A 25,760-nucleotide genomic window follows, 5' to 3' on the forward strand; every position below is an offset into this window, starting at 1 on the left:
GAAGATGTATTAGTGTTAAGACTGCCAACAACAAAAAAAGGCTAACCCATAATTGAGTTAGCCCGTAAAAAACGCTTAATAATTTTCCTTAACTACATTAGCGCAGCGTGTACAAAGTGTTGGGTGCTCTGCAACTTTTCCAACTTCAGGAGTAACCGTCCAACAACGTTCGCAAGTTTCACCATCTGCTTTAGAAATAACAATTGCCGCATGCTCTAGCTTCAAAGCAATTTCAGGCGCATCACCATAAGTTCCAGCCACTTCAAAGCCTGAAACGATGAATAATTGCGTTAAGCTTTCATCGATCGAATCAAGCAATTCCCGTGTTGATTCATTAACATAAAGAGTGACTTTAGCCGTTAATGATTTTCCGATTACCTTTTCATTACGAGCTTCTTCAAGTGCTTTTAATACATCATCACGAAGCTTCATGAATGAAGACCATTTATCTTCAAGCCCTTTGGCATTTGGTAACTCCTGGTACTCTGGGAGATCTGTCAATTGTACACTAGCTTCCTTTGCGGTTGGGATATAAGACCAAACCTCATCTGCAGTATGTGGAAGAATTGGTGTAACAAGCTTCACCAAGGCAATTAAGCACTCGTGTAATACTGTTTGAATACTACGACGCTCGAGGTTGTTGCTCGCTTCAATATATAAAACGTCTTTCGCGAAATCTAAATAGAATGAGCTCAAATCTAATGTGCAGAAATTATTTACTGCATGATAAATTGTTGCAAATTCATAGTTCTCATACGATTCACGAACGGATTTAATGACATTGTTAAGCTTCACTAGCATAAACTGATCAACTTCACGAAGTTGTTCAAAAGCAACAGCGTCACTATCAGCGTTAAAATCAGCAAGGTTTCCTAATAAGAAACGGAATGTATTACGAATTTTACGATAGACTTCAGCTACTTGTTTTAAAATCGCATCGGAAACGCGCACATCCGCTTGATAGTCAACAGAAGCGACCCATAAACGGAGGATATCGGCACCAAGCTGTTGCATAACCTTGGCCGGAATAACCACGTTACCAATTGATTTACTCATTTTTCTTCCTTCACCATCTAGCGCAAATCCATGGCTGAGAACACCTTTATACGGTGCCTTGCCTGTTACAGCAACACCTGTTGAAAGTGATGAATTAAACCAACCGCGATATTGGTCAGATCCTTCTAAATAAAGATCGGCTGGACGCTGAAGATCATCACGCTCTTCTAAAACAGCTTGGTGAGAAGATCCAGAATCAAACCATACATCCATGATATCCGTTTCTTTCGTAAATTCACCATTTGGACTACCCGGATGCGTAAATCCTTCAGGTAATAGCTCTACCGCTTCCCGCTCAAACCAAATATTTGATCCGTTCTCACGGAACAGTCCTGAAACATGATTGATCGTTTCGTCTGTAATAATCGCTTCACCATTTTCAGCATAGAATACTGGAATTGGTACACCCCATGCACGTTGACGGGAAATACACCAGTCACCACGATCGCGAACCATGTTAAACAAACGTGTTTCGCCCCATTCAGGTACCCACTTTGTTTCCTTAACAGCTTCTAGAAGCTCGTTACGGAAATCTTTAATAGAAGCAAACCACTGTGCAGTCGCACGGAAAATGACAGGTTTCTTTGTTCTCCAGTCATGCGGATAAGAGTGAGTAATAAAGGATAACTTTAATAGCGCTCCATTTTCTTCTAGCTTTTCCGTAATTGGCTTATTGGCATTTTCATAAAATAACCCTTCAAAGCCTGGAGCCTCATGTGTCATGTGCCCCTTATCATCTACTGGATTTAATACATCTAAGCCATACTTTTGACCAACATGGAAATCGTCTTCACCGTGACCAGGTGCTGTGTGTACACAACCAGTACCTGCATCAGTTGTTACGTGCTCGCCAAGCATGACCAGTGATTCACGACCATAAATTGGATGAAGGGCGATAATGTATTCCAATTCGCTTCCTTTAACCTTTTTGACGACCGTTGGATTTTCCCAGCCAACTTCACTAGTAACAGCTTCTAATAATGCTTCAGCCACAACGTATTTGCTTCCGCCTTCTTCAACGACAACATACGTTAATTCTGGATGAACAGAAATTCCAAGGTTGGCCGGAATAGTCCATGGAGTTGTAGTCCAGATAACGATTTTTGTATCGGTATCTAATACATTTTTTCCATCTTTCACGTTAAAGGCAACATAAATAGAGGCAGAACGCTTATCCTGATATTCGATTTCTGCTTCTGCTAAGGCTGACTCACTTGACGGTGACCAATAAACAGGCTTCAGACCTTTATAGATGTAGCCTTTTTTCGCCATCTCGCCAAACACTTTGATTTGCTGTGCTTCATATTCAGGCTTTAAAGTAATATATGGATTATCCCAGTCAGCACGAACACCTAGACGTTTAAACTGGACGCGTTGATTGTTCACTTGTTCATAAGCATATTGCTCACAAAGTTTACGGAATTCAGCAACGGTCATTTCCTTCCGTTTAACTCCTTTGTTTGTTAAAGCCTGCTCAATTGGTAAACCGTGTGTATCCCAACCCGGAACATATGGTGCATGGAATCCGCTCATTGATTTGTAGCGAACGATGAAATCCTTGAGGATTTTATTTAATGCATGGCCCATGTGGATGTCACCGTTGGCATATGGAGGACCATCGTGCAATACAAACATTGGTCTCCCTTTCGTTCTTTCTTGGACTTGCTGATAAATATTCATTTCTTCCCATTGTGCCTGCATGTCAGGCTCACGCTTTGGAAGATTCCCACGCATCGGAAATTCCGTTTGTGGCATCAATAACGTATCTTTATAATCCATTTCATTTCCTCCTATGGAATTTATTTTTGGTTGTTTTAAAGTTAGTTGTTGATTTCCGCTGCAGGTGCTCACTTTCCGCGGGGCGGGCGGTGAGCCTCCTCGGCGCATAGCGCCTGTGGGGTCTCACCTGTCCCACTGCTCCCGCAGGAGTCTCGCACCTTTCGCTCCAATCAACTTTGTAAATACAAAATGACAACAAAAAAAACCTTTTCATCCCTGATGAAGGGACGAGAAGGTTTTCCCGCGGTACCACCCTAATTGACAAAGCATATGATAGCTCTGTCCTCTAGTTATTCGTATCGTGAATTCACGCCAAAGTTTACTTTACCTATCAAAAATAGTGTTCAACCTGGAACTCAAGGGTGATTTTTCGAATTTTCGGCTTTCCTAGGCTTACACCATCCCTAAGTCGCTTTAAAAGCATGTTGAAAAAACGTACTGTCCCTATCATCGTCATTCTTATTTAAGGTTCTATTGTTATGCATTATATGCGATTTATAATTCGTTCGTCAAGTTATGCTAATGAATCTTCTTCAGCTGCCTTCAATTCAGATGCATCTAACTCATATTGGAGTAAATGATCCCAATCATCATTGCTTAATAAATCAAGCTGTGCTTCAATCAGCATTTTAAAGCGAGTTCTGAATACCTTTGATTGCTTCTTAAGATCTTCTATTTCCAAGGCAATTTTTCTTGCCTTTGTAAGCGATTCATTAACAATCCGATCAGCATTTTTTTCTGCTTCCTTGATGATTAATTTTGCTTCCTTTTGCGCATTTCTACGTACTTCTTCCCCAGCTTCTTGAGCAATTACAATCGACTTGTTAAGGGTTTCCTCAATACTAGAGAAATGCCCCAATCTTTCTGTTTGATCTTTTAATTTTTCTTCTAATTCCTTTTTCTCACGGATCAACAATTCATAATCTTTAATAACCTGATCAAGGAATTCGTTTACCTCATCCTCATCATAGCCTCGAAATCCCTTGCTGAATTCTTTATTGTGTATATCTAACGGTGTTAACGGCATAACGCCACCTCCAAATCAAGACTCGTATGTATAACCATGTATTCGACAATCCCTTTTATAATCCTGCTAAATCCAATAATTTATTTTTGCTGTTTCGCTATAATTCGCCATTTGTCCTTTTTTGTCTTTCCTTCGATTGAATCAATCTTAACACGGCCAAAGCCGCGGACCGATAAAGTATCACCTTCACCACATTCGAATGAAGAAGATTCAATCACTGTCCAATTAACTTTAACCAGGCCTTGTCCAATAATAACCTGTGCTTTTTGCCGCGATAATGGATACGCAGTAGAGACTAAAACATCGAGGCGAAGTGATGAACAGGTCATTGAAAGGTCCTGCCATACTTCCTCCACTTTGACTACTTTTTCAAATGGTATTTCATTAATTCGAACCTGCGCCCTTCCAATTGACTGCAACTCCATTCGAATATACCCATCAATTTCCTTGGCTGCAAAAAATTGAACAGTATCACCATGAAAGAGAATGTCACCAAACTTCCCTCTTTTTAACCCAATTGACATTAGGCTTCCTAACACTTGGCGATGCTCTATTGTGACAAATTTACTAGGATAATGAATTTCAAACAAAGAAATTTGGAAATCCTCTTTTGTTTCTTGGTAAAAATCAGGTGAAAGAAGTGCTCTTTTTCTTTCAGCTTTTTCAACTCCACCAAAAAAGGCCACTTTTACTTCTCCATGTTCACCAATAATCGTTTTGACAATTTGTTGCTCACGAGGATCTAAGAAATCGGTCAACTTTGGTGTATAAGTACTTTCAACATTGTATTTCCAATCTACAACTTGATCGATAAAATCTCGTTCTTCTGGCCGAAAATGTTGGTAGATGTTCATAAAAAATACTGCCTTTCTGCTAGATAATCTAAAATAAAAAAGGCTCATTTTATTTTAAACAAAAAGAGCCTTTATCGATTAGATCATATTTGCCAAAAAGTGTAGACCTCTAGTTGCGAAGTTAAGCACTAAAATTGCCACAATTGGCGAAATATCAATCATTCCAAGTGGAGGAATAATTCGACGAAACGGATCTAAATACGGCTCACAAATATTTGTTAGGATGCGGCCGATTCCCGTTTCACGTGCATTTGGAAACCATGACATTAAAATATAAATAATCAATGCCCAGGAATACAACTGAATTACTTGTATTAATATGCTAAACAAAAAATCCATTTAAAACTCACCTCGAATTTTGAAAGTCGTGTTCTTGAAGAAATTCGGTAATATTTCCGGAGACTTCTACGTTGTCCGGAGTACAAAGAAAGATTTCGTTACCAATTTTTTGGATTTCGCCACCAATGGCATAGACCGTACCGCTTAAAAAGTCAACAATTTGACGCGCGTGGCCGGCATCACTACGCTGCAGATTTACAACAACAGAACGACGGTTTTTTAAGTGGTCTGCTATCTCCTGAGCTTCAGCATACACTCGAGGCTCACATAAGACAAGCTTTGAAGATTTTTGAATACTTTGCAGACTGACTACATTTTGTTTGGATACTGGCTGAGGCTGCTTATATTCCTTATATTCTCGTCTAGGTTCAGGTTCCTCTTGGACGTATTTTTCCTCATAATCATCTTCTTCCTCATCTAAAAAAAAGAAGGTTTTAATTTTCGATTTTATGCTCATCCCTGTGCACCTCCTCTGCTTCATTTCCTACGAGTGCGGTTCCGATACGGACCATGGTTGCACCCTCTTCAACAGCTATTTCGTAATCATTGCTCATTCCCATTGATAATTCATGACAAGGGGCATACTCTAGTCCAATGGCTTGTATTTCAGTCCGAAGTATTCTTAATTTGCGGAAGCAATTCCGCAAAATGTCTTCGTCATCAATATTAGGAGCCATCGTCATCAACCCGGCCACGATGATATTAGGAAACTCGCCTAGTTGTTGGACAAATTCGATTACCTGGTTAGGTTCTAATCCATGCTTTGATTCTTCACCCGAAACGTTAACTTGTACAAAACAATTGATTTTCTTTTTTGAGCGTTTACTTATTTCTGCTGCTAATGATATTCGGTCAACTGAATGAATATAGTCTACCTTATCAATAATATTTTTAACTTTTCTAGTTTGTAAAGTTCCGATGAAATGCCAAGTAGGCTTGTCCTGCAATACATTCCACTTATTTAATAATCCATCATCACGATTTTCTCCCAAATGATGAATTCCTGCATCTAGGGCTTCTTGGGCTCGTGCAATGCTAACATACTTGGTCACAGCAATTATCGTGATTTCAGAAGCATCACGACCAGATTTGACGCAAGCATTGTCTATTTGCTGCTGGATTGTTTTTAAATTTGCTGAAACATTCATTTCGAATGCTAAACCTCCTTCCAGCCGATAAAACTTATCATTCTTCCTGATTTTCCATTGTCTTTGCGATGCGAGAAAAATAGGTCTCCATTACAGCTCGTACAGTATTGGGTCATGTTTATTTGATTTTCCTGCACCCCTGCGCTAATTAACAATTGTCGATTGGCTTCGGGCAGGTTAAGTTGGTATTGATTGGCTTTTATTAAATTATAAGGCTTTTCTTCGACAGCTTCTAGTTTATTTTGCAAAAGCGAGATGACACGATCGTCAACAACATAACAATTTCCGCAAATAGATGGGCCGATTACGACAAGGACCTCACTCGGGTCAACGCCCTCCTCTTTAAAAGAGGCAATCATTTCAGGACCAATTCCAGCAACAGTCCCCTTCCAACCTGCATGCGCTACGCCAATAATTCTTTTTTTCGGTGCAAAAAAATAAAGTGGTACACAGTCAGCAAAAGCTAATGTTAATAATATTCCTGATTCCGTTGTGAAAAAACCATCGGTATCTTTAAATGAATCCTCATAGCTGATAGATCCTTTTCCTTGATCCGTTCTGGTTACCCTTTGAATTTTTATCTGATGAGTTTGCTCTGCCCCCACCCATTTAGTTAAAGGAAAAGCCAGCTGTCTCGCTAACGTTTGTCTGTTTTGAATGACATCCTGATTGTTGTCCCCTACATGAAATCCAAAGTTTAATGATTTAAAAGGGGCTTTACTAACACCACCGTGCTTTGTTGTAAAGCCCGCTGTTAACTTCGAATCTATATTTGTCCATTCATTGATTTCAAAAAACGTTTTTTCCTTCTGAATAAACGGCTCCATGAATCAGTCCCCATTACATTTTCCTCTAGTTTACCACATTGCTCCTACTGCTCACAGTAAAAAAACGTCACTTAAGCTCGGTTTCAAGGTATTTTCCACTTCTTGTGTCCTGGTATCGTACAAGTATGACATCCTGACCAATTTTAATGATATTCTTCCATGGAATGACAATTTCGTCATCCCTTCCAAACAATCCGAGGACTTTACCTGCCCCCCCTATCACAACAGCATCTATTTTGCCTGTGTTTAAATTTATATCGATATCAGCTATATGGCCAAGTCTTTTGCCATCAAATACGTTCACAACATCTTTAATTTGAAATTCGGAAATTTTCACCATCAGTTTCACCTCTTTTGAGCTACTATTTCATTATATGATTCATAGGTGTTAGTTTAGAATGTTGATTTCCGCTCCAGCTACTGAACCTAAAAAACGAAAAGCTGCCAATTGGCAGCTTAGTGTTGAATGTTTTTATTCATTTGTTTGATGGCCGCCTTCTCTAACCGAGAAACCTGCGCCTGAGAAATTCCGATTTCTTCAGCGACTTCCATTTGTGTTTTCCCTTGAAAGAATCGCTTTCTTAAAATTAGTTTTTCTCGTTCATTTAATCGCCGCATACCTTCTTTTAAGGCTATTTCTTCAATCCATTGTGTATCTTTATTTCGCTCATCACTTAATTGGTCCATTACATAAATTGGATCTCCACCATCATTATAGATAGGCTCAAATAAAGAGACAGGGTCTTGAATCGCATCTAACGCAAAAACAATTTCTTCATGCGGTACTTCTAAGACCTTTGCAATTTCCTCTGCAGTCGGTTCGCGGGAAGTTTCACTCATTAATCGTTCTCTTACTTGAAGTGCCTTATAGGCAATATCTCTTAATGAACGAGATACCCGAATTGGATTATTGTCCCTTAAATAGCGACGAATTTCACCAATTATCATTGGAACAGCGTAAGTAGAAAACTTTACGTTTTGACTTAAATCAAAATTATCAATTGATTTCATAAGGCCAATACAACCAACCTGAAACAGGTCGTCAACAAACTCGCCCCGGTTATTAAATCTTTGAATTACACTAAGTACTAACCGGAGATTGCCATTCACGAGTTTTTCTCTGGCGGTAATATCACCCTTATGCATTTGCCTGAAGAGCTCTCGCATTTCCTCATTTTTTAAAACTGGAAGCTTTGATGTGTCAACCCCGCAAATTTCAACTTTGTTTCGAGTCAATCCATTCCCTCCTCACAGGAGTTGCTGTACAAAAAACAGTATCTCCTTGAAAAGGAAAAATATGCACAAGCTCAAATCGACCAAATTTGGAAAAAATCATAAAAACGGTGATAAATATGGAAAAGGCTAGCTAAAAAAATTTTAGCTAGCCTTAATAATATCCAGTTTTATTTTAATGAATTTCAAAACTCAATCCTCTTGATTTAAACCATTTTATTAAATTCCTTGCGCAGTCTTTTAATAATTCTTTTTTCTAATCTTGAAATATAGGACTGAGAAATACCTAGCATATCAGCCACGTCTTTCTGGGTTTTTTCCTCACCACTCCCCAACCCAAACCGCAGTTCCATTATTTGTTTTTCTCGATCTGATAACTGATGTAAAGCTTTAACTAAAAGCTTTCGATCAACATTTGCTTCTAAATCCTTCGTTATGATGTCATCCTCAGTCCCAAGCACATCTGAAAGTAGCAATTCGTTGCCGTCCCAATCGATGTTTAAGGGTTCATCAAACGACACCTCAGAACGGATTTTATTATTTCTCCTTAAATACATCAGGATTTCATTTTCAATACAGCGGGAAGCATATGTAGCCAGTTTAATCTTCTTTTCAGGATTAAATGTATTAACAGCCTTGATTAACCCGATTGTACCGATACTGATTAAGTCTTCAATGTTAATCCCGGTATTCTCAAATTTTCTAGCTATATAAACCACAAGGCGAAGATTCCGTTCGATCAGCATCGAGCGAGCTGTTTTATCTCCATTTGGCAGTTTTTTTAACAGGACTTCTTCTTCCTCTTTTGTCAACGGCGGCGGGAGTGCTTCACTTCCACCAATATAATAAACCTCATCGCTCTTAAGTCCTAGCTTCATTAATAATTTATACCAATAATAATAAAGGCGCAGTTTGATTCTTTTCATAAATTGTCCTCACCTTCTAAAATTTTGTTTAATGAGTATAGTATTATTAGCTTACTTTTGATGTGGTGCACTCTTTCGGTCCAGACATCATTTTAGGATGAACGATACATTGAAAAGAATCCTCACTCGATAACTCCTGCATAGTGAAGGAAATTAATCCCTTTTTACTGGTATAACTATGCTCTTTATCTTGAATCACAATTTGATCAGGCTTCAATGCAATGATAAGCTGATGCTCTTTTCCCACCACCTTACAAGGAATAATCCTCATTCTTCCTTCTAAATCACCTGACACCTGTTCATTTCCAAATAAAACGGCTTCAGGATTTTGAGCTAAATGAAGCAATTGAGGCGGAAGTTCTTCTAAATGGTTTTTCACAGAAACTAACATGACTGGGGATTTAGAGATGGGATCATAAAGTTGATTCCCACTATCGACTAATCCTAAAAACTCAAACCTCAGCTGATCTAAATAAATATGCACCTTCACAATATGATCAAATTGAATCTTAGCTGTTTCAATTTTTTCAATATTTGTGTTTGAAAAGTGCCACGCAATTGGGAATCCAAGAAGGACAAAAAACCAACTAATGGGGTCTCCAAATCCTTTCACACTTGCCAGCATGACCGATGAAGATAATTCGAAATCAAAGTTAACGAAATAATGTGTTCCTATTAATGCACCACCAATCAAAAAAGTGGTGAAATAAAAGGTCATTAATCCCGAAATAAAATACCTAAATCTCTTGTAGCCGAAAACAATTAACACCATAAAAATAGAAAATAGCAACTTTGATATTGGGTGTCCGGAATAGGGCTGAAGAGGAGTCACAGCTAATAAAATAATGATTGAACCAAGTAAACCACCGCTGAAGATTCGCCACTTAGAAACCTGCCTCTTCAAAATAATTGCAGTTAAAAAAAGAAGAAGACTATCAAACAGCAGATTCAAAGCCCATATTACATCGAGGTAGACGGTCACATAGTACCCCCCTTCCCTAGACCGTTTCTAAATGAATCGTGACTTCGGCATGATTTTATACTTTGGCATTACGGCAAATCTAGTAGTCTGTTACGAAAAAGTATAACGTATATAGGTAACAGAAGTATGTCACTTCCTGTACACAAAAAAGGGGAAGTTTTCACTATATGCTACGGTTTTTGTCAGTTTATTTGGAAAGATTTATTTGGGGAGAAAATGAAGGATAACAATAAAAAACATGGCTCATTTCTGAGCCATGTTTAACGATTCTATTATCTTCTACGATTACGGTTACGTAGAAATGTTGGAATATCAAGTGTATCTTCCGTTTGTTGTGGAGTATGTGTTGCACGGATTGGTTCTGCCTGAATTTCCTCACGCTTTGGCTCACGTTTAACTGAATTCAAACCTGGTTTAACTTGTCCAAAACCTGGACGAGTCATTTTTTGTGGCTGAACAGTTTCTTCATTAAAGCCAGTAGCAATGACAGTTACAACAATTTCGTCCTTTAAATTCTCGTTAATTACAGAACCAAAAATCATATTTACTTCTTGATCTGAAGCAGTAGCAACGATATCCGCAGCTTCCTGAACTTCATAAAGACTCAAGTTTGTACCGCCCGTGATATTCATTAGAACACCTTGAGCCCCATCAATGGAGGTTTCCAATAGTGGAGAGGATATGGCCTTTTTAGCTGCTTCTGTTGCACGATTTTCACCTGAGGCTACTCCGATTCCCATCAATGCTGAGCCTTTAGATGACATAATCGTTTTAACATCAGCAAAATCGAGGTTAATTAGTCCTGGTACAGCGATAAGGTCGGAAATACCTTGAACACCTTGGCGTAGGACATTATCTGCTTCACGGAAAGCTTCAAGCATTGGAGTGCTCTTATCAACGATTTCTAATAAGCGGTCATTCGGGATGACAATTAGCGTATCGACCGCTTCTTTCATTGCCGCAATCCCACCAGCTGCTTGTCCAGCTCGTTTCTTGCCTTCAAAAGTAAATGGACGAGTTACAACCCCAACAGTAAGAGCCCCTAATTCTCGAGCAATTTGCGCGATAACAGGAGCTGCTCCAGTTCCAGTGCCGCCACCCATTCCAGCTGTAACAAACACCATATCGGCACCTTTTAAAGCTTCTTCTATTTGCTCTCGGCTTTCTTCCGCTGCCTTTTTCCCAACTTCTGGGTTTGCACCGGCACCAAGTCCTCGTGTTAATTTTCCACCAATTTGCATTTTAATTTCTGCTTTTGATAGGTTCAAAGCTTGGGCATCCGTATTGACTGCAATAAAATCAACTCCTTGAACGCCATGCTCAATCATTCTATTTACAGCATTGTTTCCGCCGCCACCAACGCCGATGACTTTTATTGTAGCTAGTTGATCTAAATTTGTATCAAACTCCAACATGACAAATCCTCCTAATTCGTCGTATTCGTGATAGCCGTTTACTCAAAAAAGTACCCTAGGAACTTTTTCATCCTTGTTGACATTTTCTCTTCTGGATGTTGCTTTTCTGGCTTTGCTTTTGGTTGCGGCTGTTTTTGAACACGCTTTTCCTTTAACTCTTGACCTTGTGAAAATTGATCAAGCTTTTTGCCTTTTAATCTTGCATTCTTATAGGCAAATTGAATTAAACCCACCGCAGTGGTATATTGTGGTTCACGAACACCAATATAGTCTGGTATAGCCATTCTAACACGGTTTTGGAAAACTACCTGTGCTAATTCCAATACTCCCTGCATGTTTGCTACTCCACCTGTTAGGACAATCCCACCAGGTAGATCCGCAAAACCTAAACGTCGTATTTCTGATTGAATCAATTCATAAATTTCTTCCATGCGTGCTTCAATAATATCAGATAATTCAACTTGATTAAATTGTTGATGTTGATCACTGCCAATTGTTGGAACACTAAAAACTTCATCTTCTGAAGCATGGTCATAAAATGCATGTCCATACTTAATTTTTATCTTTTCAGCATCCTCAGTAGACGTTCTTAGTCCGACCGAGATATCTTTGGTTATATGGTCGCCACCAACAGGTAGAACACTAGTCGCTTGCAAATATCCATTTTCGAAAATGGCAATTGTGGTTGAGCCACCACCAATATCAACTAACGCTACCCCAAGGCTTTTTTCATCCTTTGATAGAGCAAAAGATCCTGCAGCTAAAGGATGGAGCGAAATTTCCAAAATATCTAATCCTGCTCGCTCCACACATCGGAGTGTATTATGTAGTATCGTTTTCGAACCAGTAATAATCGTTCCTTCCATTTCTAGGCGAACTCCGATCATTCCACGAGGATCGGTTATTTCATCAAGACCGTCCACAATAAATTGCTTTGGAATACAATCGATAATTTCCCGTTCTGGTGGAATTGAAATAACCTGAGCCGCGTCAATGACACGCGCAACATCTAAATCTGTTATCTCACGATTTTCACTGGAAACGGCAACGACACCATGACATGGTTGCAGGGAAACATGATTCCCTGTTACTCCAACTATCACTTGTCTTATTTCCATCCCTATCATGCGCTCTGCTTGTTCGATCGCCCGTTTAATTGAATGAACGGTATCATCTATATCCACAATGGAGCCCTTTCGCAAACCTTCAGACTTCACATTGCCAACACCAATAATATTTAAGGAGTCATTGACCATATCACCAATGATAACTTTTACACTGGATGTACCGATGTCAAGACTTACGTATATTTCATTGCTGTTCATTCATTGGCACCTCCTTTTCGCTATTTCTGTTATTGAACAACAGCCTTAAAATGCAAAAACAGAATATCTTATAGAATTATTCGTCAAAATACCATTATTCCCTTTTTTATAATTCAATTTTTTTCTAATTTTTCCCGCGGTGTTGACCATTTTGTCAATAATATTCGTCGAATCACAGCAATGTTCTGGAAAAGCCTTACTCCAAAAGCAAAAACCGCTGCTAAATACAAGTCTACACCAAGATGTACACCCAGAAAAGCTAAACTTGCAGCTAGGATAATATTAAAGAAAAAGCCAGAGACAAACACCTTTTCGTCATAAATATTTTGCAAGTGCGCTCTTATGCCACCAAACAATGTATCAAGTGCAGCTAAGACTGCAATCGACAAATAATTAGAGTATTCATCAGGTATCCTTAAATCCGTAAGCAATCCAAGTATGACCCCAATGACTAGCCCGATTAAGGGAAGCCACATATCCTTAACTGCCTCCTTTGCCAGATTCAACAGGTTCCATATTTCGCACCCGTATCGTATCTTGATATGCCGGAACAGTAATTTTATCTGTTGGCTTCGACACATTTACACGGAGACTGTCAAACTTATACAGTTCTTCGGCAGCCTGTGAAGCCTCCATCACATTGTACAGTTTTTCTGCTAGTTCCGTTGTTTCTGCAATCACTTTAATTTCAATAGGAAGATTCTTAAGTGAATGACCATCAATTTTCGTTTCGTTATTAATATCACGAATAACAGAAGTATTGATAAGACGTTGATCATCTATGGATATATACAAGGCCCCATTCATGTTTAATTCATTTATTAATCTTTTTAGGGAATCAGGTGATATCATCGAATCTGAACTACCTAATGCAATTTCTTCATAGGCTGGTCCAATCGAAAGAGTAATCCCAGGTCCAGTTACTTCAGTGAGACCAACCTGCATTTTTAATTCATCGAGAGTTTCCCGTAACACCTGTTCTTTACCTTGTTTTCTTTCTGATTCATATTTTGCTAATTTTTCTTCGTTTGATCGGATTTCTTGAATGAGCTTCGAGTACAGCTCCCGCTCTTTTAAGTAATCTTGCTGAAGCTCCCATGTATCACGTGTATCCCTTATCACCGGATCCTTAACAGTTTGAAATTGGATCGCAAGCATAAGACCTACAATAACAGCAACAGCTGTAAAATTAACATATTTCTTGTCCACGCTTCTCACCTAACTTTAGCTGCCCAGAATGGGATTTAATACGATACTTTCTTTTTTCTCGATTTTTACGATGATGTTATCACTAACCAACTGATCCTTGATCCCACCCGTAATATTTAACGCTGCATCAAGCACATCAGGATCACCGATTGCGGTAATAACAAAGGGAGCAGGCTGTTGGGTACCGTCAATCGTAATAACTGGTCCATTACAAACGATGTAAGAGTTATAGGAAAGCCTTTGACCGTTAATCGCTACCGCTTGAGCGCCCGAAATATATAATTCATTAATCACTTTAAACACATGTTGCTCGTGAACAATATAATTGTTGATGTTATCATCTTTTGGATTATAGTCACCATCATCTAAGGTAACTTCCACACCCTTACCCTTTACTTTCACTTTACCTAAAAACATCCGATATTTCTCTGTGTCTTCAGCAAGGTTAAAATAAACTTGGGTTTCTTTAGCTAGATCTTGTTCATTTTCAAGAATCTGTTCCTGAGTTTTCGTTAATTCCTTTTGGAGCTCCCGATTCATTTCTTCTTGTTCAATTAGCTGATTTCGCAAATCCAAATTCCTCTGCCACTGCTTGTCCGAAATAACGTCGTTTTCGTTTTGTGCTTGGGTTCTTTGGTATGAGAAGGCAATCATAAACCCTAATACTAAACAAACTAAAGAAAGAACGGCATGCTTACCCTTCACCTTCATCTTCAAGTTGTTCAGCTCCTTCCTGTTCGTAAGCTCTGAAGTAGGAGCCTACTTCAAGGTCGATGATTCCTTTTTCATTTTGATCCAATTGGCTTATAATCGAAGGATAATGAGCCATTTTTTCATCAAAACTTCTCAGGGTAGCAAGCACCTGGAAACCATCATTCATGTAAAGGGTTATACTATATTTATCGGTTTCTTTCGGGGTATAATAAATCTCTGAAATTGAGTTCACAATTCCATCAGGTAATTTCTCAAGACCATCAATCATTTTATTTAAGATGTTTCCCTTCGTAAATCCATTTAGGATAGGAGCTTGTATCGGAAACGTTTCTCGTTTCATTTTCGGAAGAATCTCTCCGTTCTCTAATACGGCAGAAAAGTTTTCTCCCTTCGCGATATAAGCTATTTGTTTATGTTCCTGAATTGTAATCACAACGCTAGAAGGAAATTTAACGAGAACTTTGACTTTCTTAATCTCCGGCAACTGTCCTAGCTTCTTTTCGATTTGCCCTTCGTTAATCTTCCAAATATTCGTTTTCGTCGTCAATCCTGAAAGGTCCTTAATATCCTCAGATGAATACACTTCATTACCCTTTACATGGATTTTCCTCACATGACTTAGGGGAGATTGGAAGTAGATTATGCAGCAAACTAAGAGAAAGAAAACAAACAATAACATGACCAATCTTTTGTTGGCCTTCCTCTTTCTTTGCTGTTTTAATTTTGGTATACGATCTTCAAGGGAGACAATTTTCCCTTTCTCCACTCCACTCACCTCTTGAAGCTTGTCAATTATACAATAAAGTGAAAACAACGGCACGATATCATGCCGTTATTTACCGAGACCTTCCATTGTCCTATTCAATAATTATATCATATTAGCGGGTTCAAACCGAATCATTTCTGTAAGTTTTTCCCGATTATTTCTACTTCTGTTTCCATTTTTATTTCATATAATGCAAAAATTTTATCTTTAATATATTGAATTAAATCTTCAACATCCTTAGCCGTTGCGTTTCCGCTATTGACGATGAAATTCCCATGCATTTCTGATATTTTCGCCCCGCCAATCGAAAAGCCTTTCAAGCCAGCGGCTTCAATTAACTGCCCTGCATAGTTGGGAAGCGGGTTACGAAAAATACTTCCAGGCACAAGGATAATTCCATGGTTGTGTATGTTTTCGGTAATCTTTATTTTTTTGCATTTCGGCAACAATTGAATCTTTTTCGCCTTTCATCAACTCAAATACTGCCTCGACGACAATTCCAGGGCGTTTCTTTTGTAAGACGGATGTCCGGTAGGAAAACTCCATTTCTTCATTTGAGAGCCACTCCATAGTGCCATCAGGAAAAAGAATATGAGCTTTCGTTAGAATCTTAGAAATATCGCTCCCGTGTGCACCAGCATTCATATAAACGGCACCACCAACAGAACCAGGAATACCACCGGCAAACTCTAGGCCAGACAGACCTTTTTTACAGATCATTGTGGCAAAGCTTACGAGTGATGCCCCTCCACCAACTTTGACCTCTGTACCATTTACCTCTAATTGATCGAGGCCTGCTCCTAATTTAATAACAACCCCTTCAAGTCCTTGATCCGAAACAAGTAGATTCGAGCCCCTGCCTATGGCACGCCATTTTATATTATATTTACGGATTAACCTCATTGTTTTTTGAAGATGTTCAATCGAAGATGGTTCAATAAAAAGCTGAGCTGGTCCGCCAATTTTCATCGTTGTATGATTTGCTAATAATTCATGTTCCTTAATCTTGCCAACCTGTTGTTCTTTTAGTTCAGTAAGAAAAGCGTTCATGGTTACCTCCCTTTCATGATTAGGTTCGGTGTAATTTATTTTATGCTAAAGGGATATTCTGGGCTACAACTCACTATCGTTTTGTGATTTCCTTCATGACTTGCAATAATCTGCCAGCAGCGTCAGGAATCCCAAGTTTCCTTGCCGCTATTTTCATTTCTGATAGCTTGTTTGTATTCAATAAAATATCATCAATTTTTTTTATTAGTTTTGCAGAATTTAGCTCAGATTCTAATAATAGCTCCGCAGCACCATGGTCACTAAGGGCCCTTGCATTTTTCTCTTGGTGGTTATTTGTCACATATGGACTAGGAATGAGTATGCTCGGTACCCCTAAAGAGGTTAGCTCAGCTAAAGTGGTGGCACCAGCACGCGAAACAGTCAAGTCAATTCCCGCTAGAACTTCAGGCATATTATGTACAAACGGTTTGATTATGACATTATTAGGATTTCCTGAAATCTCAGCTTCTTGCTTCACCTTTTCATAGTGAGCATCACCCGTCACATATAAAAGTTGATATGGCTTTTCACCAAACTGTGACAAAGATTTTAGGACGGCTTCATTGATTGGTCGTGCCCCTCTGCTTCCTCCAAAAATCAGGACAGATGGGAGGTTTTTCGTTAAACCTACAGACTTCTTACCTTTTTCGCCATCCTGTCCAAGCACTTCTGATGCACGAGGATTTCCCGTTAGTACAACCTTTTGTTCTGGAAAATACTGCTTTGCTTCCTCAAAGCAAATAGCCACTCTGTCCACATAACGACTTAAGAATTTATTTGTTAACCCAGGGACACTATTTTGCTCATGAACTATGGTCGGAATGCCTAATTTAGCAGCTGCATACACAACCGGTCCACAAACATATCCACCCGTGCCAATCACAACATCTGGTTTGAATTTTTTTAAGATGACTTTACTATCATGAACACCTTTTAAAAATCGATAAATCGTTTTAACATTTTCAAAGGATAGCTTGCGTTTAAATCCAGTAATTTCAATGGCTTCAAACGGAATATTTTCTCTTGGTACAAGCGTACTTTCAAGCCCTTTTTTTGTTCCGATATATAGAAATTCAGCGTTTTTTTCTGTCTTGTTGATTTCTCGTATTAATGCTAAGGCAGGATAAATGTGGCCTCCTGTTCCTCCGCCACTAACAACAATTTTCATCTTACTTTCACCTCAATTTATAAAAGCGTGAGCATCTAAACTAAAATCAACTCACTGATTTTGAAAACGTACCTTTACAATTTTACTATAAAATTGTACTAAAATAATCATTCAATTTAATCTTAATTGTTTTGTAATAAAAGAAACATATGTTTCATGGGTATTACATAAACACTAGTACGACCAAATGTATAAAGAAAGGGGTAAGTTACAGTTAAATGCTGATTGGAGCGGAAATCAACATTCAAACTGAACACATCCATAGAAAAAGAAAGAAACCCTGTAATAACAGGGTCTGTCTACAATCTTGCGTACCGACTTATGTTTAAGAGGACACCAATTGCCATGAGCATTAAGGTGAGCGAGGAGCCTCCGTAGCTTAAGAATGGAAGCGTAATACCCGTTACAGGCATTAACCCCGTTACAACGCCGATATTGATCATCACTTGGATGGCAATCATCGCGATTATTCCTACCGCTAAGAAGCTTCCATAAAGATCTGGAGCACCTAATGCAATTCGAATGCCCCTCCATAATAATAAAGCAAATAATAATAAAACAAATGAGCCACCGATAAACCCAAGCTCTTCTGCTAAAATAGCAAAGATAAAATCAGTCTGTGGCTCGGGTAGGTAAAAGAATTTTTGACGACTTTCTCCCAGACCTAAACCGAACAATCCACCAGGGCCGATTGCGTAAAGTGATTGAATGATTTGAAATCCACTCCCAAGCGGATCCTGCCATGGATCCATAAAGGAGGTAATACGCTTCATTCGATAAGGAGCTGAAATGATTAAGCCCACAAACCCTGCTACACCAAGTAACCCTAAACCAACGAAATGACTAATTCTTGCACCAGCAATAAAAATCATCACGACACATGTTCCGACCATTACTGTTCCTGTTCCTAAATCAGGTTGAAGCATGATCATGGCAAATGCAGTGAACACCAGAGCCAACGATGGTACCAGTCCAAGTTTAAATGACGTAATTAATTTTTGACGTTCGGATAAAAACTTCGCTAAAAAGGCAATCATAGCCAGCTTCATAAATTCAGAAGGCTGAATCGAAAAAGCTCCAACGCCAATCCAGCTTCTTGAACCATTTCTGACATTTCCGATACCAGGGATCAAAACAAGAATTAATAAAACAAAACACGTAATGACCAGTACCTTTGCCCATGTTCTCCAAGTCCAATAATCAATGTTCATAATGAAGAACATAGCAAAGATTCCAACACCTGCAAATAGTAATTGTCTCTTCGCGAAGAAAAATGAATCATCAAATTTATAATCGGCCCAGACTGCACTTGCACTGTATACCATAATCAGGCCTACAGCGAGCAATGTAAAAGTAATGATCATTAGCAATAAATCAGGAGTAGTCTTTTTTTGCGGCAATGCAACACACCTCGACTGTGAGTTTAGAGCCTGAATCCCGAATAGCACTGGAGGACAAACCCTTACTAAAGCTTATGCACCGCTTCGATAAAAATGTCTCCCCTTACTTCGAAAGTTTTATATTGATCCCAGCTTGCACAAGCAGGTGATAAAAGAATTACATCGCCCTTTTCAGAAAGTTCGAATGCAACGGGAACGGCTTTCTCCACATTATCGACGCGTTTAATCGCTTTTATTCCTGCCGCTTTTGCTGCTTCTTCTAATTTTGGTGCTGTTTGACCAAATGTAATCAACGCTTTCACATTTTGCATTGAAGGAATTAGTTCATCGAAGCTATTACCGCGATCTAATCCCCCTGCGAGTAAAACAATTGGGGTTTCAAAGGCAGCGAGCGCTTTTGAAGTAGCTAAAATATTCGTTGCTTTTGAATCATTATAGAAACGACGACCTTCTTTTTCACTAATAAATTGCAAACGGTGCTTAACCCCTTTAAAGGTACTTAACACTTGATATATCGCTTCATTTGAAACTCCACATAGCTTTGCTGCTGCCACAGACGATAAAATATTTTCTAAGTTATGTACTCCAGGAAGAACGATATCCTTAATTCTAACAATCTGCTCCAATCCAAACATAACCCAACCGTCACGGATATACGCACCTTCACCTAAATTCTTTGTCGTTGAAAAGTAGATCACTTTCGCGGCAGTATTTTTTGCTAATTCCACACACTGCTGCTGATCACCATTGATTATTAAATAATCATGTTCAGTTTGATTTCCTGTAATTCTTGCTTTTGCGCCCCAATATTCACTTCTTGTTCCATGATAATCAAGATGGGCATCATAAAGATTCGTTATGATCGCAATTTTCGGTCTGAATGTAGTAATCCCCATCAATTGAAAAGAGGATAATTCAATCACAATTGTATTGTCCGAAGTAGCTTTTTCGGCAACGCCAGATGCTACGGTACCTATATTTCCAGCAATTAATGGTTGCTTTTGCCCGATATTAAGCATTTCAAAAACCAGTGTCGTCGTCGTTGTTTTTCCATTTGTTCCTGTAATACCGATAAATGGTGCTTCCGAGATTTGATAAGCAAGCTCTACCTCTGTAATGACAGGAATTTCTCGATCTAACGCGCCAACAATCATCGGATTATGATACGGAATTCCAGGATTTTTTACAATAACTTCAAACCCCTCATCTAAAAGTTCAATCGGGTGGTCACCGCAAATTACCTTAATCCCCTGTTCTAGTAGCCCTTGGGCCTCAGGATTTTCAGATAATGGCTTTTTATCATTTACCGTTACAAACGCGCCAAGCTTATGAAGCAGAGAGGCCGCACTTACCCCGCTTTTTGCTAACCCTAAAACTAGTACCTTTTTATGGCGATATAGTTCAATCATTTTCATTTTATAACCACACCTCTATATAGATTCCTAACACGGCAAACAGTAAACCAACAGTCCAAAACGTTACAACGACGCGCCACTCCGACCAGCCTACTAATTCATAGTGATGATGCAATGGACTCATACGAAATATTCTCTTCCAGGTCGTTTTAAACGATGCAACTTGCAAAATAACAGATAGCGTTTCGATTACAAATACCCCACCGATAATGATGAGTAGAATTTCTAGCTTTGTTAAAATCGCAATCGTCGCAATCGCACCTCCTAATGCCAATGAACCGGTATCTCCCATAAATACCTTTGCTGGATGAGCATTAAACACAAGAAAGCCCAACACAGCTCCTACAACCGCGACAGAAAATATCGCAATTTCAAATTGCGACTGATTCCACGCTAAAACAGCTAACGCTCCAAAGGCGATTGCAGCAGTCCCAGATACTAAACCATCCAAACCATCTGTTAGATTGACTGCATTAGAGAAACCAACTAGCCAGAAAACAACAAACAGCAGATAGAACCAACCAAAATCAATGGAATAATCTACAAAAGGAATATTGACTTCAGTTGAAAAATCATTTTGTATATAGACGAAATAAAAAATGCCTGAAATAATAATTTGCCCTAAAAGCTTTTGCTTCGATGTTAAACCAAGGTTTCGTTTCATTACAACTTTTATAAAATCATCTAAAAATCCTAGTAATCCAAATCCGAACGTTACAAATAATAATAAATATGTTTTTACGGTTGGCTCTGCAAATTTACCGGTCATCACCAAGGTTGTCACAATGATGGAGAGGAGAATCATAACCCCGCCCATTGTTGGTGTTCCTGTCTTCTTTTGATGTGACTTTGGCCCTTCTTCTCTAATGCTTTGTCCAAATTTTAATCTTCTTAAGAATGGAATAAAAACGGGAGAAAGTAAGACAGTAATCAAAAAGCCCATTAATATCGAGAAAAATATAACTTGCTCCATCATTTTTATCCCCTCCTTACATCCTCAAGTGTTTGCATTAGCTGCATAATTGGCTTAACCTTATCAGAATCATCATATGTTTTCATTTTTTCATTAAGAAGTTCTACGTTTATAAAATTGGACATTTGTGTTCTTTCCTCTTCCTGCTTTACCGTTTCAATGTAACTTTCAAGCATAATTTTAATATCTGTTTCTAAATCTTTTGTAAAAAATATTGGGAAATGGTTAGGCGTGTAAGCGGGAAGTTTATGGTCCTCTTCCCATATTGCTGCTATCGCCCCATTATGAATCGCATCCAATAATTCATTTGAATTTCCCCAAAGCGGAATAAATAAGCCGCGAGGCTGCTCTTCTTCCCCATTCGTTGCCACAGTGTCAAATTCTAGACTTAAATCTTGTATGCCTGCTGTTTTTGAAAAAATAGTAGTTAACCATGCATATCCGATTTTCATTCTTTCCGCTCCTTAATCGCCTCTTTCGCCACAATTCGGTCATCAAAGGAGAGAATTTGTTCACCGATTATTTGATATGTTTCATGTCCTTTTCCAGCAATTAAAATAATATCATCACGATTTGCTGAATCAATCGCAAAGGTAATAGCTTCTTTGCGATCAACAATCACTCGATAATCTGCTTTACTTAAAACTCCTGCTTCCATGTCGTTTAGGATGGCATTTGGATCCTCGCTCCGTGGATTATCTGAGGTGAAAATTGGATCGGTTCCATATTTCACAGCTATTTGTGCCATAAGTGGACGCTTCGTTTTGTCGCGATCTCCCCCACAGCCTACCACAACAAAAATCCGTTTTTCAGCAAACTGTTGTATCGTTTTTAATACATTTTCGAGACTATCTGGTGTATGAGCATAATCGACAATGACAGCGTAGGATTGACCTTCATCCACCAGCTCCATTCTACCAGAAACCCCTTGTACCTCTTCGATCGAAGCGATAATTTGTGATAGAGGTATACCATATACAAGCCCTGAGGCAATACTAGCAAGTACATTGTAAATGTTAAATTTACCAATCAATTTCATCGTAACTTTCTCAATACCGATTGGGGTTTTGAGCTCAAAGCTTGTTCCACTGGCATTCATCCTAATATTTGTCGCACGTAAATCTGCTTCAAAATCAATTCCATAGGTTAATATATGAGCAGCAGTCGATTTTTCATATCCTAAAGATGCCTCGTCATCCACATTAAGAATGGCAAATTTCGGTGTTTTTACATCAAACGTGTTACCAAGCTGAGAGAAAAGCAATCCCTTCGCTCTTTTGTATTCCTCCATCGTATGATGGTAATCCAAGTGATCCTGAGTTAAGTTCGTAAAAACAGCCGTATTATAATCACAGCCATGTACTCTCCCCATATCTAATGCATGGGATGAAACCTCCATTACCGCTGCTTCAACACCAGCATCAACCATTCTTTTGAAGGTTTTTTGCAAAGTTAAACTCTCAGGTGTTGTATTTTTAGTTTCTTCAACAACATCCCCAATTTTTGTGTACATTGTCCCAATTAAACCAGTTTTCTTCCCGGCATCGGCCAATATTTTTTCAATTAAATGGCTCGTTGTAGTCTTCCCATTTGTTCCAGTAATTCCAATTAAGTGCAGTTTTTTTGTTGGATGACCGTAAAATTGATCGGCGAGCACTGCCATTGCTCTTATCGTGTTTTTAACGACAATTACGGGTACATCTAAGTCTAATTCTCTTTCTGCGATCACTGCTACTGCTCCATTGGAAACTGCTGAAGGGGCAAATTGATGCCCATCGACTGTATAGCCCTTCACGCATATAAACAAGCACCCTGGCTGGACCTTTCGATTATCATTTTCAATCGAAGTAATTTCTACATCTTCAAAGTCAAACGGTGCTAATGGATGTAAACTTTCCAGTAAACTATGTAAATTCATTTAATATATCAATCCTCTCATCGAAAGAAGCCGATTCACATTAACTAAATACTTCTTACTAACAAAAATTATGAAAGTATAAGTTTAATCTAAAAAATATAGCGGTTTTATTTTACACGATTCCAATCAATTAAGCCACGACATCGAGATAATTTTTTCTACTAAATGTGTTTCCACGCAAAAGGAGCGGCGAAATAAATTTTGCCGCCCCTTCAATGTTCTATTCCTTCTTTTCTTCCTTATCCTTCTGATCAGTTTTTGCTTCATCCGAAAAATACAGCCTTATTGTTGAACCCACTTTAACCTTAACTCCAGGTTGTGGCGATTGCTTGACGACAGTATTTCCTTCACCACTCGAGTCAATCTTTAAATTGATAAATAACTCTCTCAATTCATTCTTCTCAAATCCAACAACATCCGGTACCTCGATCATCGGAACATCTCCAAAAGCTTGTTTCTTAGGGATTTGCTCTTTACGAGGTTCAACACCAAGAACAGGCAATGCATCCTTCAGGATATTCCCAACAATTGGTGCAGATACCTGACTTCCGAATTGAACCGTTCCTTTAGGGTTATCTACCGCGACATACACAACAATTTGCGGGTCATCCGCGGCGCAAATCCAATAAATGAGACGATGTGATTATTTTCAAGATATCGTCCATTTTGTGCTTTTTGGGCTGTACCTGTTTTTCCACCAACTCGATACCCATCAATAAATGCCTTTCCTCCAGAACCCTGGGCGACTACATTTTCTAATGCATAACGAATCTTTTCCGAAGTTTCCTTAGAAATAACGTTTCGTTTTGCCACTGGCGTTTTTTTCATCACAATCTCTCCAGTGGTTGAATCGATAAGCTCTTTAGCTATATACGGCGTATAAAGGGTACCGCCATTTACTGCTGCGGAAATTGCTGTAACTTGCTGAATGGGGGTAACCGAAACCCCTTGACCAAATGCGGTCGTTGCCAGTTCAACTGGTCCGACCCTATTTAATTTAAATAATATCCCCGTACCTTCTCCTTGAAGGTCGATTCCAGTTTTTTCACCAAAACCAAAGTCTTTAATATACTGAAACAGTTTTTCTTTCCCTAATCTTTGACCAAGCTCTACAAACCCAGGGTTGCAAGAGTTCTGAACAACTTCAAGGAAGCTCTGACTTCCATGTCCGCCTCTCTTCCAGCACCTTAACCTAGAGCCGCCAACCTCCACAAAGCCAGGATCATGAAAATGATCCTTTTCAAGGTCTACCTTGCCTTCTTCGAGTGCAGCTGCTAAGGTAATAATCTTAAAGGTCGATCCAGGCTCATAGGTACTCCAAACAGGTAAATTTCGATTGTACACCTCTTGGGGTACATTTCGAAAATTGGCCGGGTCAAAGCTTGGACGACTGGACATCCCCAATATTTCTCCATTGTTTGGATTCATCGCAATCGCGATAATCCCTTCTGGCTGATAGGTTGTTTCAGCAATATCAAGTTCACGTTCAAGTATCGTCTCAATTTTCGTATCGATGGTAAGTTTCAAATCTAAACCATCCTGCGGCGCCTGGTAATCATCCGCCATATCGTTCATCCGTTTTCCTTTTGCGTCAGCGTAAAACTTAACAGAGCCTTTTTCACCTTTTAATTCTTTATCATAATACTTTTCAAGACCCATTAAACCTTGGTTATCGACTCCGGCGAAGCCCAACACATGTGATAAATATGTTCCGAATGGGTAACTACGCTTTGAATCTTCACCAATATAGACACCTTTTAAGCCTAGGGAACGGATTTCTTTTGCTTTTTCATGGGAAATCTTCCTTCCCTCAGGAATTCTCTCAATTGAATTCTTTTTCGTGATATGCTGATAGGCTTTTTCCTTTGACATATTCAAAGCAGCTGCTAATTTTTCAGCCGTTTTATCAGGGTCCTCGATCTGACGCGGAACAACATAAACAGTTGGAGAACTAATATTAGTGGCAAGCTTCACCCCATTGCGGTCGACAATCTCGCCTCGTTTCGGTTCAAATGGTATATTTCGACTCCAAGAATCCTTGGCCCGATCTGTTAATAAATCTCCTAAAAAAAACTGAACATATCCAAGCCGTAAATCAATCACTAAAAAAATCAGGATACCGACAATTAGCGCGATGGCGAGCCGCTTGCGAACCGTTACTTGTGATACACGCATATAATGAACGAAACTCCTTTCTCATCCTCTCGGACTGTTCCGACGAACCCTGATCCTCATT

The 25,760-nt window shown here is 39.0% G+C and carries 23 protein-coding genes, 2 pseudogenes and 1 other annotated feature; all 25 genes and pseudogenes read right to left on the reverse strand.

Annotated elements, in window-relative coordinates:
* Positions 1-75: 75 nt before the first annotated feature.
* Complete coding sequence (ileS, locus tag RGF10_RS18340) at positions 76-2,835, reverse strand: isoleucine--tRNA ligase (RefSeq protein ID WP_318504879.1); 2,760 nt, start codon at positions 2,833-2,835, stop codon at positions 76-78.
* A gap of 220 nt (positions 2,836-3,055) precedes the next feature.
* Positions 3,056-3,295 (reverse strand) — a binding site (T-box leader).
* A 54-nt stretch (positions 3,296-3,349) separates the two neighbouring features.
* Positions 3,350-3,862, reverse strand: coding sequence for a DivIVA domain-containing protein (locus RGF10_RS18345; RefSeq protein ID WP_318504880.1), 513 nt, complete (start codon positions 3,860-3,862; stop codon positions 3,350-3,352).
* An 80-nt stretch (positions 3,863-3,942) separates the two neighbouring features.
* Positions 3,943-4,716, reverse strand: coding sequence for a YlmH family RNA-binding protein (locus RGF10_RS18350; protein ID WP_318504881.1), 774 nt, complete (start codon positions 4,714-4,716; stop codon positions 3,943-3,945).
* A gap of 78 nt (positions 4,717-4,794) precedes the next feature.
* Positions 4,795-5,055 carry a YggT family protein gene (locus RGF10_RS18355; RefSeq protein WP_318504882.1) on the reverse strand — a complete coding sequence of 87 codons (261 nt, stop codon included), beginning with the start codon at positions 5,053-5,055 and terminating at the stop codon, positions 4,795-4,797.
* Positions 5,056-5,062: 7 nt separating this feature from the next.
* Entirely contained in the window at positions 5,063-5,512 is a 450-nt protein-coding gene (locus RGF10_RS18360) for a cell division protein SepF (protein ID WP_318504883.1), read from the reverse strand.
* On the reverse strand, positions 5,490-6,203 hold the full coding sequence (locus RGF10_RS18365) for a YggS family pyridoxal phosphate-dependent enzyme (protein WP_318504884.1): 714 nt from the start codon (positions 6,201-6,203) through the stop codon (positions 5,490-5,492). Before RGF10_RS18365 ends, RGF10_RS18360 begins: the two co-directional genes overlap by 23 nt.
* An 8-nt stretch (positions 6,204-6,211) precedes the next feature.
* Positions 6,212-7,030: a peptidoglycan editing factor PgeF gene (gene pgeF, locus RGF10_RS18370; RefSeq protein ID WP_318504885.1), complete on the reverse strand. Its 819-nt coding sequence runs from the start codon at positions 7,028-7,030 to the stop codon at positions 6,212-6,214.
* 67 nt (positions 7,031-7,097) lie between these two features.
* A complete protein-coding gene (locus RGF10_RS18375) occupies positions 7,098-7,370 on the reverse strand; it encodes a YlmC/YmxH family sporulation protein (RefSeq protein WP_318504886.1) in 273 nt (90 codons plus the stop codon).
* A 116-nt stretch (positions 7,371-7,486) separates the two neighbouring features.
* Complete coding sequence (sigG, locus tag RGF10_RS18380) at positions 7,487-8,266, reverse strand: RNA polymerase sporulation sigma factor SigG (RefSeq protein ID WP_318504887.1); 780 nt, start codon at positions 8,264-8,266, stop codon at positions 7,487-7,489.
* A gap of 203 nt (positions 8,267-8,469) precedes the next feature.
* On the reverse strand, positions 8,470-9,189 hold the full coding sequence (sigE, locus tag RGF10_RS18385; RefSeq protein ID WP_318504888.1) for an RNA polymerase sporulation sigma factor SigE: 720 nt from the start codon (positions 9,187-9,189) through the stop codon (positions 8,470-8,472).
* A gap of 46 nt (positions 9,190-9,235) precedes the next feature.
* Complete coding sequence (spoIIGA, locus tag RGF10_RS18390; protein ID WP_318504889.1) at positions 9,236-10,171, reverse strand: sigma-E processing peptidase SpoIIGA; 936 nt, start codon at positions 10,169-10,171, stop codon at positions 9,236-9,238.
* Positions 10,172-10,443: 272 nt separating this feature from the next.
* Positions 10,444-11,586 carry a cell division protein FtsZ gene (ftsZ, locus tag RGF10_RS18395; protein WP_318504890.1) on the reverse strand — a complete coding sequence of 381 codons (1,143 nt, stop codon included), beginning with the start codon at positions 11,584-11,586 and terminating at the stop codon, positions 10,444-10,446.
* A 38-nt stretch (positions 11,587-11,624) separates the two neighbouring features.
* Positions 11,625-12,911: a cell division protein FtsA gene (gene ftsA / locus RGF10_RS18400; protein ID WP_318504891.1), complete on the reverse strand. Its 1,287-nt coding sequence runs from the start codon at positions 12,909-12,911 to the stop codon at positions 11,625-11,627.
* A 113-nt stretch (positions 12,912-13,024) separates the two neighbouring features.
* The gene (locus RGF10_RS18405) at positions 13,025-13,387 is read right to left on the reverse strand and encodes a small basic family protein (RefSeq protein WP_318504892.1); all 363 of its coding nucleotides are present in this window, start codon (positions 13,385-13,387) and stop codon (positions 13,025-13,027) included.
* Between the two features lie 4 nt (positions 13,388-13,391).
* On the reverse strand, positions 13,392-14,120 hold the full coding sequence (locus RGF10_RS18410) for a DUF881 domain-containing protein (RefSeq protein ID WP_318504893.1): 729 nt from the start codon (positions 14,118-14,120) through the stop codon (positions 13,392-13,394).
* A gap of 15 nt (positions 14,121-14,135) precedes the next feature.
* Entirely contained in the window at positions 14,136-14,831 is a 696-nt protein-coding gene (locus tag RGF10_RS18415) for a DUF881 domain-containing protein (protein ID WP_318509570.1), read from the reverse strand.
* Complete coding sequence (locus RGF10_RS18420; RefSeq protein ID WP_318504894.1) at positions 14,815-15,600, reverse strand: cell division protein FtsQ/DivIB; 786 nt, start codon at positions 15,598-15,600, stop codon at positions 14,815-14,817. The genes RGF10_RS18415 and RGF10_RS18420 overlap by 17 nt, the downstream gene beginning before the upstream one ends.
* A 131-nt stretch (positions 15,601-15,731) precedes the next feature.
* Positions 15,732-16,650 (reverse strand): annotated as a pseudogene (murB, locus tag RGF10_RS18425) (UDP-N-acetylmuramate dehydrogenase).
* Between the two features lie 73 nt (positions 16,651-16,723).
* Positions 16,724-17,818: an undecaprenyldiphospho-muramoylpentapeptide beta-N-acetylglucosaminyltransferase gene (murG, locus tag RGF10_RS18430; protein ID WP_318504895.1), complete on the reverse strand. Its 1,095-nt coding sequence runs from the start codon at positions 17,816-17,818 to the stop codon at positions 16,724-16,726.
* Positions 17,819-18,117: 299 nt separating this feature from the next.
* Positions 18,118-19,218 (reverse strand): stage V sporulation protein E, encoded by a 1,101-nt coding sequence (spoVE, locus tag RGF10_RS18435; protein ID WP_318504896.1) that lies wholly within the window; start codon positions 19,216-19,218, stop codon positions 18,118-18,120.
* Positions 19,219-19,283: 65 nt separating this feature from the next.
* The gene (gene murD, locus RGF10_RS18440; RefSeq protein WP_318504897.1) at positions 19,284-20,633 is read right to left on the reverse strand and encodes a UDP-N-acetylmuramoyl-L-alanine--D-glutamate ligase; all 1,350 of its coding nucleotides are present in this window, start codon (positions 20,631-20,633) and stop codon (positions 19,284-19,286) included.
* 1 nt (position 20,634) lies between these two features.
* A complete protein-coding gene (gene mraY / locus RGF10_RS18445) occupies positions 20,635-21,609 on the reverse strand; it encodes a phospho-N-acetylmuramoyl-pentapeptide-transferase (protein ID WP_318504898.1) in 975 nt (324 codons plus the stop codon).
* A 2-nt stretch (positions 21,610-21,611) separates the two neighbouring features.
* Positions 21,612-22,058 carry a hypothetical protein gene (locus RGF10_RS18450; RefSeq protein WP_318504899.1) on the reverse strand — a complete coding sequence of 149 codons (447 nt, stop codon included), beginning with the start codon at positions 22,056-22,058 and terminating at the stop codon, positions 21,612-21,614.
* Positions 22,055-23,524, reverse strand: a complete 1,470-nt coding sequence (locus tag RGF10_RS18455) for a UDP-N-acetylmuramoyl-L-alanyl-D-glutamate--2,6-diaminopimelate ligase (protein WP_318504900.1) — start codon at positions 23,522-23,524, stop codon at positions 22,055-22,057. The genes RGF10_RS18450 and RGF10_RS18455 overlap by 4 nt, the downstream gene beginning before the upstream one ends.
* Positions 23,525-23,744: 220 nt before the next feature.
* Positions 23,745-25,699: pseudogene (locus tag RGF10_RS18460) on the reverse strand (stage V sporulation protein D).
* Positions 25,700-25,760 lie beyond the last annotated feature (61 nt).

It is taken from the genome of Bacillus sp. T3 (assembly GCF_033449965.1).
Lineage (GTDB): Bacteria > Bacillota > Bacilli > Bacillales > Cytobacillaceae > Bacillus_BU.